This window comes from Thalassiella azotivora (assembly GCF_054781695.1).
The window spans coordinates 17,693-30,702 of the sequence record NZ_BAAGTX010000004.1 but is presented as its reverse complement, the minus strand read 5'-3'; the positions used below and the strand labels follow the sequence as shown (position 1 = coordinate 30,702).

Below are 13,010 nucleotides of genomic sequence, written 5' to 3'. Positions count from 1 at the left end.
GTGGCCGCCGACCAGGGCCGCTCCCTGCACGACCAGCTCTCCGCGATGCTCGGGCGCGCCGACGAGGCGCTGCGGACCGGTGCGGTCGCCGCGCAGCCGCTGGACCTGCCCGCCTACGGTCGCTACCACGAGGCGGCGGCCGTCCTGACCCGCTTCGACCCCGACGCCCTCGTCCCCGTCGGTGGACCGCCCCCGGACGACGCCGAGCGGGCGGCCGGCGTGCGGCGGCTGCTGCGGGACTGCCAGCGGGTCGGCGACGACGGCTGGTGGGCGCTCGACGACCACGTGCGGCGGGAGGTCCTCGCCCAGCTCGGGAGCCGCGAGCGGCTGGAGGAGGCGCTGGCGGCCAACCCCCGCACCAGCGGCGAGGACCGCGCGGCGGCCCTGCTCGCCGCGCACCTGCGGGGCTCGGCCCCGCCCGTCGACGAGCTCGACCGCGCGGGGGTCGCCGCCGCGCTCGAGCTCGACCAGTGGCTGACCGGCCTGGGCGTGGCCGCCGTCCTCGACCTGCCGGACCCTGCACGGCTGCGCGCCCGCGGCGCCCTGCTGGCGCTGCTGCTGCCGTTCGAGGAGCTCGCCGGGGACACGTTCGCCGGCCGGGTGGAGGAGCTGCAGCGCCTGCGCGACCACGTCGGGGTGCTGCCACCCGGCTCCGTGCGCGGTCGCGTGCAGCGGGTCGCGCGCGAGGTCCTGCAGCAGAACGAGCGCCCACTCGTCGTCCACGGCCCGGGCGGGGTGGGCAAGTCCGCCCTCGTGGCGCGGTTCATCTGGGAGCACAGCACCCTGCCGGACGCCCAGCGCTTCCCGTTCGCCTACCTCGACCTGGACCGCGCGGAGCTGCGACCCGACGAGCCGCTGGTCCTGCTCGTCGAGGTGCTGCGCCAGCTCGCCCTCCAGCACCCCGAGCGCCAGGAGTTCCTCAGCCGGGTGCGCCGGCAGTGGCGCCGCGACCTGGCCGAGGCGGTCGCCCGCCAGGCCGAGCGCACGGCGGCCGCCGCCGGGACGGCGCGCGCCGTCCGGCCCCTGGTGGTGGCACCCCCTCCGGTGACCGCACCCGCGGAGCTGGCCCGCTACGTGCAGGACCTGGCCTCCCTGCTCACCTACCTGCGCGACCCCGACGAGCCGTTCCTGCTCGTCCTCGACACCTTCGAGGAGGTCCAGTACCGGGGGGAGGCGGCGGTCGCGGTCGTGGGGCGGCTCCTGCAGGAGCTGCGCACGCACGTGCCCCACGCCCGGGTCGTGGTCAGCGGGCGCGCGCCGGTGGACCTGCCCGGGACGACGGTCGACGAGCTGCCCCTGGGCGACTTCGACGACGAGGCGGCGTCGGCGTACCTGGCGGCGCGCGGCGTCCGGCCTCCCGCTCAGGTCCGAGCGCTGGTGCGCCGGTTCGGCCGCAGCCCGCTGACGCTCTTCCTCGTCGCGCAGGCCTGGCGGCAGGGCGACGGGAACGACGACCTGGACGACGTCGACACGCGTTCGGTCCTGCGGCGGCGCGCGGACGACGAGGTGGTCCAGGGCCAGCTGTACCGGCGGATCCTGCGCCACGTGCACGACGAGCGGGTGCGGGAGCTGGCCAACCCCGGGCTGGTCCTGCGCCGGGTCACCCCCGACCTCATCCGGCACGTGCTCGCCGGCCCCTGCGAGGTGGAGGTGCCGGACGACGCGGTGGCCCGCGAGCTGTTCGACGAGATGGCCCGCGAGCTGTCGCTCGTGCGCCCCGAGGGCGGCGGAGCCCGGCGCGCGCTGCGGCACCGCCGCGACGTGCGCCGGGTGATGATCCGCTGGCTGCGGCTGAAGGAGGCCACCAGGGTCCGGCTCATCGAGGACGCGGCGATCGCCTGGTACGAGGCCTCCGACGACCCGGTCGACCGGGCCGAGGAGATCTACCACCGGCTCGCGCGCCGCCAGCCCACGGCCGTCGTGGCCGACCGGTGGATCGACGGCGTCGAGGCCGAGCTGTACCCGGCCCTGGAGGACGGGGAGCTGGAGGCCCCCGAGCGCGCGTGGCTCGCGGCACGGCTCGGACGGCCGCTGGACGCCCAGGAGCGCCGCGCGGCCGACCAGGAGACGTGGGAGCGCGACGCCCGGCGCCGCGCCACCGAGCTGCTCGCGCGCGGCGACGCCTCGGCGGCCCTGCAGGCCCTGGCCGCACGCCAGGAGCGGCTCCCCGGCAGCCCGCTGTTCGTCCTGGAGGCGACGGCCCTGATGACGCGGGGACGGCTCGAGGAGGCGCGGGCCGTCCTGGCCCGGGGCATCGCCTCCCTGGAGGACCACGCCGACCCCGACGCGACGTTCGACCTGCGGGTGCGCACGGCGCTGCTGGACGTCCGCGGCCGTCACCTCGACGCGGCGCGACGCACCCTGCGCCGGGCGGCCGCGCTGGTGGACCGCCGCAGCGACCCGCTGCGGTGGCTCGAGCTCGGGCTCACCGAGACCGCGGTGGACCGGGCGGCCGCGGTCGACCTGGACGAGTCCGGCCGGCTCGCCGACATGCTGGACCGGGTGGACCGGGTCAGCGACGAGGACCTCGCGGCGCACCCCCTGACCGCCGTCGCCGTCGCCGCCCAGCTCGGCCCGCACTCGGTGCCGGTGCTCCAGCGGGTGCTGCGGGCGGTGGGCCTGGACGCCCGCCGCGGCTCCCCGCTGCGGCACCTGGCCCGTGCCCTCGCGCGCTGGGACGCCGAGGAGTCCCGGCGCCACGGCCGCCCCCCGGGGCACCTCGGCGGTCCCGGGCTGCCCGAGGGGGACGACACCCTCGAACGGCGGTGGACGCGGTACCTGCTGGACGCCGACCCGGTCGGCAGGGGCGCTGCGGTGGCCGACGTGCTCGACCGCGCGGAGCCACCGGCCGACGTCGTCGAGGCGCTCACCGCCGTCTACCGGGAGGCCACCGACGCGCTGGTCGCCCAGGCGCTCGGTGCCGTCGACCCCGTCGCCGCCTCGACCGCCGTGCCCGTCGGTGACGTCGGTGCCTCGCACCGGGTGGAGAACGTCAGCGGCCCGGTGACGGGGCCCGTCCCGGTGGTGACGTTCGGGGCGTCGTCCGGGTACCGCGACGTGGCGGTGCGGGTGGACCGCGACCTGCTCGTCTCGCTCGCCGCGGGCCTGCGCGAGGCGTTCCGCAGCCGCCGTGACCTCGCCCGGATGGTGCGGCACCGGCTCAGCCGCAGCCTGGACTCCATCGCCCCCACCGACGACCTGGCCGAGGCCGTGGGGATGCTCGTGGACCAGTCGCAGCGGCAGGGGTGGACGGCGACCCTGCTCGCCGCCGGGCTGGAGTCCCGGCCGGACAGCCCCCAGCTCAACGTGGTCGCCGAGCAGGTCGGCCTGCTGGCCGCACGCAGCTCGGGCGGTCCGGGCCCGCTGTGGGGGCTGCGGCCCGCCACCGCAGGCCACGACCCGGGCACCCTCGCCCGGTTGGGGCCGCTGGAGGCCAGGGTCTGCCGGGTCGAGGTCCGCGCCCCCGGCCGCACCGCGACGGGCACCGGCTTCCTCGTCGCCCCGGACGTCGTCGTGACCGCCCACCACCTGCTCGCCGAGGTCGCCGACGGTGCCGCGTCACCGGACTGCGTGGGCCTGCGGTTCGACTACAAGGCGCTGCCCGACGGGACGACGGTCACCGCCGGCACCGTCTACGGGCTGCGGGCGCACGGCTGGCTGCTCGACTCCGGCCCCGGCCCGGCCCGGCAGGGGCCGGACGACGACGACCCGGCGCTCGACCTGGTCGTGCTCCGGGTCGCCGGGTCACCCGGCACCGAGCCGATCGGTGGGGACAGCGCCGAGCCCGACGCGCCCGCACGCGGCTGGGTGCCGCTCCCCGCCGAGCCGCCCGCCGTCGTCCCCGGGTCGCCGCTGACCCTGCTGCACCACCCGACCGGCGCCGAGCTGCGGCTGGACACCGACCCCGAGGGCCTGCTCGGCGCGACGGACGACGGGACCCGGCTGCGGCACCGGCTGCGCACGGGTCCGGGCAGCGCGGGCGGCCCCTGCCTGGACGGGGAACTGCGGCTCGTCGGCGTGCACGTCGCGCGCGGACGCCGGTCGGGCACGGGCCGCGCCACCCCCGCGCACCTGCTGCGGGAGCGGCTGGTCCGGCGGGGACTGGGGGACGTCCTCCCACCGCCCGACGAGCCACCGACCACGGAACCGGACACCAGGAGGATGCTGTGAGACCGACGGTCGTGTACGTCCACGGGAACGGCAACAAACCGCCGGAGGACCGGCTCAAGAGGCAGTGGGACGAGTCGCTGTTCGGCCGGCCGATGGGCGAGGCGACCCGCGTCGCCTACTGGGCGCCGCTGCTGCACCCCCAGCCGCTGGGTGAGGCGGAGGCCGGTTCCCTGGCCGACACCGGTGTCGACGTCGGCACCGGGCCCCGGGCGGCCGCGCTCGACCCGCTGACCGCCCAGCCGCACGAGTCCGCGGCCGTCGTCCCCCCGCCGGAGGCCTTCCTCGCCGAGGTGGCCGCCGAGGTCGGTGACCCGGCCCTCGCCGCGGCGCCGGGGGCGTCCGACGGTCCCCTCGAGTCGGCCGCCGGCTCGGCGCCCCTGGCCGGCTGGCTGAGCGACCTGACCTTCGCCGCGGAGGCGCTCGCCGAGGGGGAGAACGCCGCGCCCCCGCCGTCGTCCCCGTTCGAGGCGCTCCCGCTGCCCAGGGCGGCCCGGACGCTGGCGTTCCGTGCGCTGGTGAAGGTGACGTTTAAGGACGTGCACGCGTACTTCTTCGGCGGGATGAAGGAGAAGATGCGCCAGGTGCTGCGCGACACCCTCACCGCCGTCGACGGCCCGGTGGTGGTGATCGGGCACTCCCTGGGGTCGGTGCTGGCCTACGACGTGCTCAGCGAGCCGGACGCCGCGGGGCGGGACGTGCCGCTGCTGCTCACCGTCGGCTCCCCGCTCGGGGTGACCGAGGTGCAGGACCTCGTCGAGCGCCCGCTGCGGGTGCCCGCCGGCGTCCGGGCGTGGCGCAACGTCTGCGACGCCCGCGACCTCGTCGCCCTGGACCACACCATCCGGCCCGAGTACCGTCCCGGCGACCGGTGCACCGACTACCTGGTGACCAACGACAGCGCCAACCACCACGGGATCCGCGAGTACCTGCGCACCCTGCCGGTCCGCCGTCCCGTCCTCGAGCTGGTCCGGGAGGTCCCGTGATCCGTCTGCGCTCCGTCGACAAGCCCCTGTCCGCCCTGGAGAGCGCGCCGCTCGCCCGCACGACCCGGCTCGTCACCCCGGGGTTCGACGGGAAGGGCCCGACCGAACCGTCGCGGTCCCTGCAGCACCTCGTCGTGCGGGGCCGCAGCGGGCCGATCTCCTCGCCGCTGGAGTCGGTCATCGGCCGCGACGACCGGGTGCGGGTCCTCGACACCGAGCTCTTCCCGTGGCGGATGGTGTGCGCCCTGCGGATGCGCTCGCCCGACGGGGCGGGCGCCGTCGGCACCGGGTGGTTCGTGGGCCCACGCACCGTCCTGACGGCGGGCCACTGCGTCTTCTCGACGGTGTTCTTCGACGGGTGGGCGGACACGATCGAGGTGGTGCCGGGGATGAACGGGCCGGGCGAGTCGGCCGAGGCGCGCCCGTTCGGCTCGGTGACGAGCCGGCGGTTCTCGACCGTGGACCGCTGGACCGACTCCGAGGACCCGGACTTCGACATCGGCTGCATCCACCTCGACGAGCCGCTCGGGGACGTCGTCGGCTGGTTCGCGCTCGGCGCCCTGCCCGCACCGGACCTCGAGGGGTACCTGGTCAACGTCTCCGGCTACCCGGCGGACCGCGGTGGCGGCTCGGAGCAGTACCACGCGCGCAACCGGGTGCTTCGGGTCACCGACCGCCGGGTGTTCTACGAGGTGGACACGTTCGGCGGCCAGTCCGGCGCGCCGGTGTGGATCCACGAGGACGAGACGAGCCCGCCGCTGGCGGTCGCCGTGCACGCCTACGGCGTCGGCGGGACGCCGTCCCACTTCGGGATCACCGCCAACTCGGCGCCGCGGATCCTGCCGGAGGTGCTGGAGACGGTGGCCGGGTGGGTCGAGCAGGACGGCGGCTGGCCGTCGGGCGGGCCGGGGACGGGTGGACCCGGCAGCGGCGCGCCCGCCGGCGAGGGCGGCGGGTGAGCCCGGACGGTGAGTGCGGGCGGGTGAGTGCGGTCGCGTGCGAGGGGCGGGTCGTCGACGCCGGCGGCGCGCCGGTCCCGCACGCCCTGGTCGTCGTCAGCGGCGGCTCGGTGCCGGTGCCGGAGCTGGCGCTGCAGGCGGGCCCCGACGGCGCGTTCCGGCTGCGCCTGCCGGCGGGCCGCTTCACCCTGCGGGCCAGCGCGGGTGAGCGCGCGGGCGAGGCGGAGGTGGACACCACGAGCGACGGTGCGACCGTCGTCCTCGTGGTCGCCTGACGCGCCGGTCGTCAGAAGACGTTCTCGCCCGCCAGCGACGCCGACGTCAGCACCCAGGCGGCGACCAGCGCCCCCGCCGACCCGACCCACAGCGCGTACCGGGGGACGTCGCGGCGGCCGGTGTCGACGACGGGGCGCGCCGGCAGGCCGTGCTCGCGCAGCGTGCGCCCCACCGTCGCCCGGACCACCAGGGGTGCGGTGACCCACCAGAACAGGCCGAGCCCCAACCCGATGGGGGCCACGAGCAGCGCGAGGAAGGCGGGGACCACGACCGCGTCCGGCCAGCCCGTGGCCCACCCGGCCAGCGCGAGCGGCAGGCCCGCGGCCGAGCCGGCGAGCGCGCCCTGGCGCAGGGGGCGGCCCAGTCGGTAGGGAGGGGGCGCCGGCGCACGCCGGGTCGCACGCTCGGGGGGCCCGCCCGGTCGCCGCTGCACCGCACGGACGCTACTGCGTCGACCGGCCGCAGGACGGGTCCGGAGGAGACGCCCCACCCGGATCCCACGCGCCGCCCGCCCCGTGAGCGACAGTGAGGGGGTGACGACCGACGCCCCCCGCCCGCCCGGTGCGCCGGGTGCCGGCGACGGCGGCCTGGCCCTGCTCACCGGGCCGGACGCCGGGGACCTGCTCGCCGCCGCCGTCGCCAGCGACGGCGGGGAGGTTCTCGGGTGGCGCGCCCGCCAGGTCGACCACCGCCCGGGCGGCTCCACCACCGTGTCGTACCGGGCCCGGGTCCGCTGGCCCGACGGCGAGCGGTTCGAGACGCTCGCCGCGACGACCGGCGTGCCCGAGCCCGCCACGCTGCCGGACGGCGTCCTGGTCGTCGGGGCCGGCGACCGGCGCGTCGCCGTGTGGCGCTTCCCCGTCGACCCCGGCCTGCCGGCCCTCGCCGCGGCCAGCGAGCCCCGCGGGGTCGCCGCGTTGCTCGCCTCCGTCGGCCTGCCCGGCGAGCCGGCCGGCGCGGACGTCGAGGTGCAGGTGCGCTCCTACCGGCCTCGGCGCCGCGCCGTCCTCGAAGCGCGGTCCGCGGCGGGGCGGCTGTTCCTCAAGGTGGTCCGGCCGTCGGCTGTGGAGAACCTGCACCGCCGGCACGTCCTGCTGCACGACGCGGGGGTCCCGGTCCCGCGCAGCCTCGCCTGGACGGAGCAGGGTCTGCTGGTGCTCCAGGCGCTGCCGGGCACGGGGATGCGTGAGCGGATGCGCACGGGCGGGGCGCTGCCCGCCGGACGGGACCTGCTCGCCGTCCTCGACGCCCTGCCCGCCGCCGTCCTGGAGCTGCCCCGGCGCACCCCGTGGGCCGAGCACGCCGCGCACTACGCGCGGGTGGTGGGCGCCGCCGTCCCGCACGAGGCGCCGCGCGCGACCCAGCTCGCGGACCGCGTCGCGGCGGGGCTGGACGGCGTCCCGGCCGACGAGCCGACGCACGGCGACTTCTACGAGGCGCAGCTGCTCCTCGACGGCGCCCGGGTCAGCGGGTTGCTGGACGTCGACACCGCCGGCCCGGGGCGGCGCGCGGACGACCTGGCGTGCCTCCTCGCCCACGCGCAGGTGCTGGCGCTCGTGGACGGCGACCAGTCCGAGCGGTTGCACGCCGTGTCGGGCCTGTGGTTGCGCGACGCCGACCGGGCCGTCGACCCCGTCGAGCTGCGGTATCGGGTCGCCGGGGTGCTGATGTCCCTGGCCACCGGGCCGCACCGGGTGCAGGAGCGGGGCTGGGTGGAGGGCACGAGAGCCCGCCTGGACCTCGTCGAGCGGTGGGTGGACGCCGCGACGGCGACCGCCACCGGGGTGGCCGACGGCCGGCCGCCCGTCGTCCCCGCGCGGCGCTGACCGTCGACCGCCCGCGGCCTGCCCGCGTCCTCGCGTTGTCGAGGTCCGTGCCGGGGGCTTGGATGGGACCATGCACCCGCGCGCCGGTCAGCCCGCCCAGCCCGAGGACCTCGTCGACGTCGACGCGCTGCTCGCCGCGTACGCCGACCGCCGACCCGACCCGGACGACCCGGCCCAGCAGGTCGTCTTCGGCACGTCCGGGCACCGCGGGTCGTCCCTGGACGGCGCGTTCAACGAGGCGCACATCCTCGCCGTCACCCAGGCGATCGTGGAGTACCGCACCGGGCAGGGCACCGACGGCCCGCTGGTGCTCGGGCGCGACACGCACGCCCTGTCCGAGCCGGCGTGGCGCACGGCGCTGGAGGTGCTCGTCGGCAACGACGTCGAGGTCCTCGTCGAGGCCGGCGACGGCTTCACACCCACCCCGTCGGTGTCGCACGCGATCCTGCGGCTCAACCGCACCGGGCGCAGCGGGCCCGTCGACGGCATCGTCGTCACCCCCTCGCACAACCCGCCGCGCGACGGCGGGTTCAAGTACAACCCGCCGCACGGCGGCCCGGCCGGGTCGGAGGCCACGGGGTGGATCGCCGACCGCGCCAACCAGCTGCTGCGCGCCGGTCTGGACGGCGTGCGCCGGGTCCCGTTCGAGCGGGCGCGCGGCGCCGTCCACGAGCACGACCTCGTGGGCGAGTACGTGCGGGACCTGCCGAACGTGCTCGACCTGGACGCCGTCCGCGACGCCGGGGTGCGGATCGGCGCCGACCCGATGGGTGGCGCCAGCGTCGGCTACTGGGCGCAGGTCGCCGAGCGGCACCGCCTCGACCTGACCGTCGTGAACCCGCAGGTGGACCCGCGCTGGTCGTTCATGACCCTCGACCACGACGGCAGGATCCGGATGGACTGCTCCTCGCCGTCGGCGATGGCGTCGCTGATCGGCGAGGCCGGTGCGTACGACGTGTCCACCGGCAACGACGCGGACGCCGACCGGCACGGGATCGTCACCCCCGACGCAGGGCTGATGAACCCCAACCACTTCCTCGCCGTCGCGATCTCCTACCTGTTCAGCTACCGGCCGAGCTGGGGTGCGGACGTCGCCGTCGGCAAGACGCTGGTGTCCTCGTCGATGATCGACCGGGTCGTCGGCGACCTCGGCAGGCGTCTCGTCGAGGTGCCCGTCGGCTTCAAGTGGTTCGTCCCCGGCCTGCTCGACGGCAGCGTCGGCTTCGGCGGCGAGGAGTCCGCCGGCGCGTCGTTCCTGCGCCACGACGGCACGGTGTGGACGACCGACAAGGACGGCATCCTGCTCGCGCTGCTGGCCTCCGAGATCACGGCCGTCACCGGACGCAGCCCCAGCGAGCTGTACCGGGAGATGACCGAGAGGTTCGGCGAGCCCGCCTACGCGCGGGTGGACGCGCCCGCCACGCGCGAGCAGAAGGCGGCCCTGGCGGCCCTGGCGCCGGACGACGTCACCGCCACCGAGCTCGCCGGCGAGCCGATCACCGCCCGCCTGACCGAGGCGCCCGGCAACGGCGCGGCGATCGGCGGGCTGAAGGTCACCACCGAGTCGGCGTGGTTCGCCGCCCGGCCGTCCGGCACCGAGGACGTGTACAAGGTGTACGCCGAGTCCTTCCAGGGCCCGGACCACCTGGCCCGGGTGCAGCAGGAGGCGCAGGAGGTCGTCGCCGCGGCACTCGAGTCCTGATCCCAGGCTCCCTCAGGATCGCGCGGCAAGTGTGCACCGACGGCGTGTGGGCTGCGACGCGGCCACGCTGGTAACCGGGGTAGCAGCCACCCGGTGCAGTGTGCATCGGACCACGACCCCCACCTAGCGTTCGAGATCTAGCATGTCCGGCACGTCCTTGTCGGCGTCGGCGTCCGCGAGCCTAGTCTCAGCATCGCTGGCTCGTCGTCGGACTGGTGGCACAGGGTGTCGACGGAGTCCGGCCTGGTTGCTATCTCTGGCAGGATGACCCGGTGTGGTTCGATGCGCGACGCATGGGCGTGCCGACGGACCTGCTGATGCGAGTCGCTCAGGGCCAGGGGTTCGTTGGGGGCAGTGGCTGCGTCTTCTTTCTAGGAGTGGATTGGGAGCGACTGGAGAGTCTAGGCAGCTCCGCGGAGCTTCGCTACAGGGACGCGCTCGTGTCCATCGGTGCGGTAGGGCACGCCTTGGTGGCCGCTGCGACTTCAGTGGGACTCGGAACCAGGATGACTCCGGCAATTCACGAGACGACTGCGTCCGAGATCTTCCACCTGCCTTCGAATTCCGAGATGCTCTACCTGCTGAAGGTCGCAAGGCGGGCTGCGTGACCTCCGTGACCGAGGCAGGTGGCTCCCTGGCGCAGAATCGGGACTACGTCGCCTATTGGCTGAGCCGCGCATTCTCGGTCCTAGGTTCGCAAGCCACGTACGTCGCCTTCCCGTTAATGGCTCTGAGCGAGTTCGGGTCGCCGCTAGCGGCATCCCTGGTCACAGCCAGTTCTTACGGCTCGGCCCTCCTTGTCGGACTTCACGCCGGGGTTCTGGCCGATCGCTACGACCGGAAGCGACTCATGGCTCTGGTTGAACTGATGCAGGCGGGGGCGATGCTCCTGGTCACATTAACCCTTATCACCGGCCGACCATCGCTTATATTGGTCTGCTTGGCCGCCTTCTCCAACGGGGCGCTACATGCCGTGTTCAATGCTGCGTCCAACGCGGCTCTCCCCGACTTAGTGGGCGCACCGCTGCTGTCCAAGGCTCTTGCTCGCAACCAGAGTCGCGACTTCATGCTGGCCCTTGCTGGGCCGAGTGTGGGCGCCGCTCTTTTCATCCTATCTCCCGCCGCCCCGTTCGCGCTCAATGCAGGCACCTTTCTCGTTGCGGCCATGCTGGTCACGAAGATTCGCAGGCCGTTGACGCTGCCGCGCGACGTCTGCCGGCCGTCTTTGGGTTGGTCCTCTATGCGAATGGGTGTAGCTCATGTTCGCGCTGATCCACCCCTACGCTACGGTCTCCTGTTTTTCGCGGGTCAGTCGTTTGTGTTGACAGCGAGCTTCTTCACTGCTATTGCTCTCCTGGTCAGTGGGGGGCACACGGTCGGAGCGGGCATCGTGGTGGCGTGTCAGGCGCTGGGCGGCCTACTGGGTTCCTTCATCGCTACCGGACTACATCGCCGCCTATCCGGTTCCTTGCTGCTCACACTACAAGGCCTCACGTGGAGCGGGGGGTTAGCGCTCATGGCGATCGCCGGACAACCCGTTGCCATTGGCTTTGCGTTCGCATGTCTTTGGCTGGTGGTCCCCGCCACTCGCATCGTGTTTCAGGAGCACCTGGCTGCTGTAACTGCTCCCGCCCTCCGCGGCAGAGTTCAGAGCGTGTCCTATCTGGCGCAATCGCTTCTCACTCCGGCAGGACCACTCGCGGCTGGACTGATTATCGGGTTGACGTCAGCTCGCGCTGGGCTGTTTGGCCTCGCCGTCGTGGCAGGAATCGTGACTCTTGCGGCCGTCGTCCTGCCGTCGCTGACGGGTGGATTGCGTTGGAAGCGCACCGCCATCCTGCAAGTGGAAGGCGCGCATGCCGATGCAGCGAAATGAAGTGCAAGGGTCGAGCCCACTCGGCTCGTATGTGAGCGCGCCTGCAGATGATCCGTATGCTGCCAGCCGAGCGCTGAGCGACCACGGGTACGTGGCAGTTGCCGGGCTTCTTCCGAGTGCCGCTGTGGTCGCCGAACGTGAACGCTGCTACTCCGAAGCCGAGTCGAGTGGCTGGGGCTCTCGTCGCGAAGGTGACAGGCTGGTCGCAGCCGACGGGCTACTGGACCGGCTCACCGCCGAGGATTACCACCCCACCTTCTTCCGCATGTGGCGGCAAGAGGCGCTACACCGACTGGCGCACCGTTCCGAGCTGGTGCAGTACATGGGGCAACTCATGGGAGCAGCCGCTGACGATGTCCTTGTTCACCCGTACAAAGTCCTGCGGTGGCAGTGGCCAGGTGAGGATCCCGGAACCGCAGGCGTGCATCAGGACTATCCCGAGCTTCAGGGCAGCGAACGGCAACTCACTATGTGGATCCCATTCCACTGCGTGGACTCGGACACGGGTGCTCTGCCGATTTACCGAGGATCCCATCTGCGCGGCGTGAGGGCGCTCGAGCTAGCCGACAATCCATCGGGCTGGCAGACCCGGCTGCGGCCAGGCGAGCGTCCGGACGTCGGGCGCCTGCGACCCGGTGACGTGCTCATTTTCACGACCTTCACCGTGCATGGCGGCGCTGTGAACCGCACCTCCACGTTTCGGCTCTCGATGGACGCCCGCTACCAACCGGTAGCGGATCCCCTATGTGCGTCGGCGGTCGAGTTGCCCGGGTTCCCGTACTCGTGGTCCGAGACGTGCGCCGAGTGGTCACCCGAGATGGCACATTACTGGGAGAGACTCCCGTTGCGCTTGCACGTCGCACGCGACACCTGGGAGAGGTGGCGGGACCGCGAGGCTCTGCGACTCGGGAGCCAAGGTGACAGCACCGCGCTGACGGCCCTTGCATTGGCCGCAGATGGTTCACCTGACCCTGCTGTCCGCGACGAGGCCCGGGCGATCCTTCGTAGCCGCATCGGCATGGGGGCCTGACCCCTATGCCGTCAGGCAGGTCGTGAGACGCAAACAGGGCCATCCGCTTCCGAGGGGCTGTCCGCGGGGCCCGGGCCCTCGAGGGCGTGCCAGTGCACCGCGGTTCAGTGTCACTCTCCGTGACGTGCTCGCCGTGGTGAACGGGTGATGTGACGTCACCCATCCACCCGGGAGGGCCAGGCAGGGCT

Annotated in this window: 10 protein-coding genes; 9 read left to right on the top strand and 1 reads right to left on the bottom strand. The window is 74.2% G+C overall.

Features of this window, described 5'->3' with window-relative positions; all coding sequences use genetic code 11:
- From ACYVQV_RS03915 to ACYVQV_RS03900, 4 genes are read left to right on the top strand one after another with little or no spacing between them, the layout of a single operon-like run.
- Complete coding sequence (locus ACYVQV_RS03915; RefSeq protein WP_461021959.1) at positions 1 to 4,170, top strand: trypsin-like peptidase domain-containing protein; 4,170 nt, start codon at positions 1 to 3, stop codon at positions 4,168 to 4,170.
- A complete protein-coding gene (locus tag ACYVQV_RS03910; RefSeq protein ID WP_461021958.1) occupies positions 4,167 to 5,153 on the top strand; it encodes a hypothetical protein in 987 nt (328 codons plus the stop codon). Before ACYVQV_RS03915 ends, ACYVQV_RS03910 begins: the two co-directional genes overlap by 4 nt.
- Positions 5,150 to 6,112, top strand: a complete 963-nt coding sequence (locus ACYVQV_RS03905; RefSeq protein ID WP_461021957.1) for a trypsin-like serine peptidase — start codon at positions 5,150 to 5,152, stop codon at positions 6,110 to 6,112. Before ACYVQV_RS03910 ends, ACYVQV_RS03905 begins: the two co-directional genes overlap by 4 nt.
- Positions 6,109 to 6,387, top strand: coding sequence for a carboxypeptidase-like regulatory domain-containing protein (locus ACYVQV_RS03900; RefSeq protein WP_461021956.1), 279 nt, complete (start codon positions 6,109 to 6,111; stop codon positions 6,385 to 6,387). The genes ACYVQV_RS03905 and ACYVQV_RS03900 overlap by 4 nt, the downstream gene beginning before the upstream one ends.
- 11 nt (positions 6,388 to 6,398) lie before the next feature.
- Here the strand turns inward: ACYVQV_RS03900 and ACYVQV_RS03895 are convergent, their stop codons facing one another.
- Positions 6,399 to 6,821, bottom strand: a complete 423-nt coding sequence (locus tag ACYVQV_RS03895) for a hypothetical protein (protein ID WP_461021955.1) — start codon at positions 6,819 to 6,821, stop codon at positions 6,399 to 6,401.
- Positions 6,822 to 6,921: 100 nt separating this feature from the next.
- Here ACYVQV_RS03895 and ACYVQV_RS03890 point away from each other — a divergent pair, with 100 nt between their 5' ends.
- The 5 genes from ACYVQV_RS03890 (at position 6,922) to ACYVQV_RS03870 (ending at position 12,822) form a co-directional block, all read left to right on the top strand.
- On the top strand, positions 6,922 to 8,214 hold the full coding sequence (locus ACYVQV_RS03890) for a phosphotransferase (RefSeq protein ID WP_461021954.1): 1,293 nt from the start codon (positions 6,922 to 6,924) through the stop codon (positions 8,212 to 8,214).
- A gap of 70 nt (positions 8,215 to 8,284) precedes the next feature.
- Positions 8,285 to 9,916, top strand: a complete 1,632-nt coding sequence (gene pgm, locus ACYVQV_RS03885; RefSeq protein WP_461021953.1) for a phosphoglucomutase (alpha-D-glucose-1,6-bisphosphate-dependent) — start codon at positions 8,285 to 8,287, stop codon at positions 9,914 to 9,916.
- Positions 9,917 to 10,209: 293 nt separating this feature from the next.
- Positions 10,210 to 10,524, top strand: coding sequence for a nitroreductase family protein (locus ACYVQV_RS03880; protein ID WP_461022080.1), 315 nt, complete (start codon positions 10,210 to 10,212; stop codon positions 10,522 to 10,524).
- Positions 10,521 to 11,792, top strand: coding sequence for an MFS transporter (locus ACYVQV_RS03875; RefSeq protein ID WP_461021952.1), 1,272 nt, complete (start codon positions 10,521 to 10,523; stop codon positions 11,790 to 11,792). The genes ACYVQV_RS03880 and ACYVQV_RS03875 overlap by 4 nt, the downstream gene beginning before the upstream one ends.
- A complete protein-coding gene (locus ACYVQV_RS03870; protein WP_461021951.1) occupies positions 11,773 to 12,822 on the top strand; it encodes a phytanoyl-CoA dioxygenase family protein in 1,050 nt (349 codons plus the stop codon). Before ACYVQV_RS03875 ends, ACYVQV_RS03870 begins: the two co-directional genes overlap by 20 nt.
- Positions 12,823 to 13,010 lie beyond the last annotated feature (188 nt).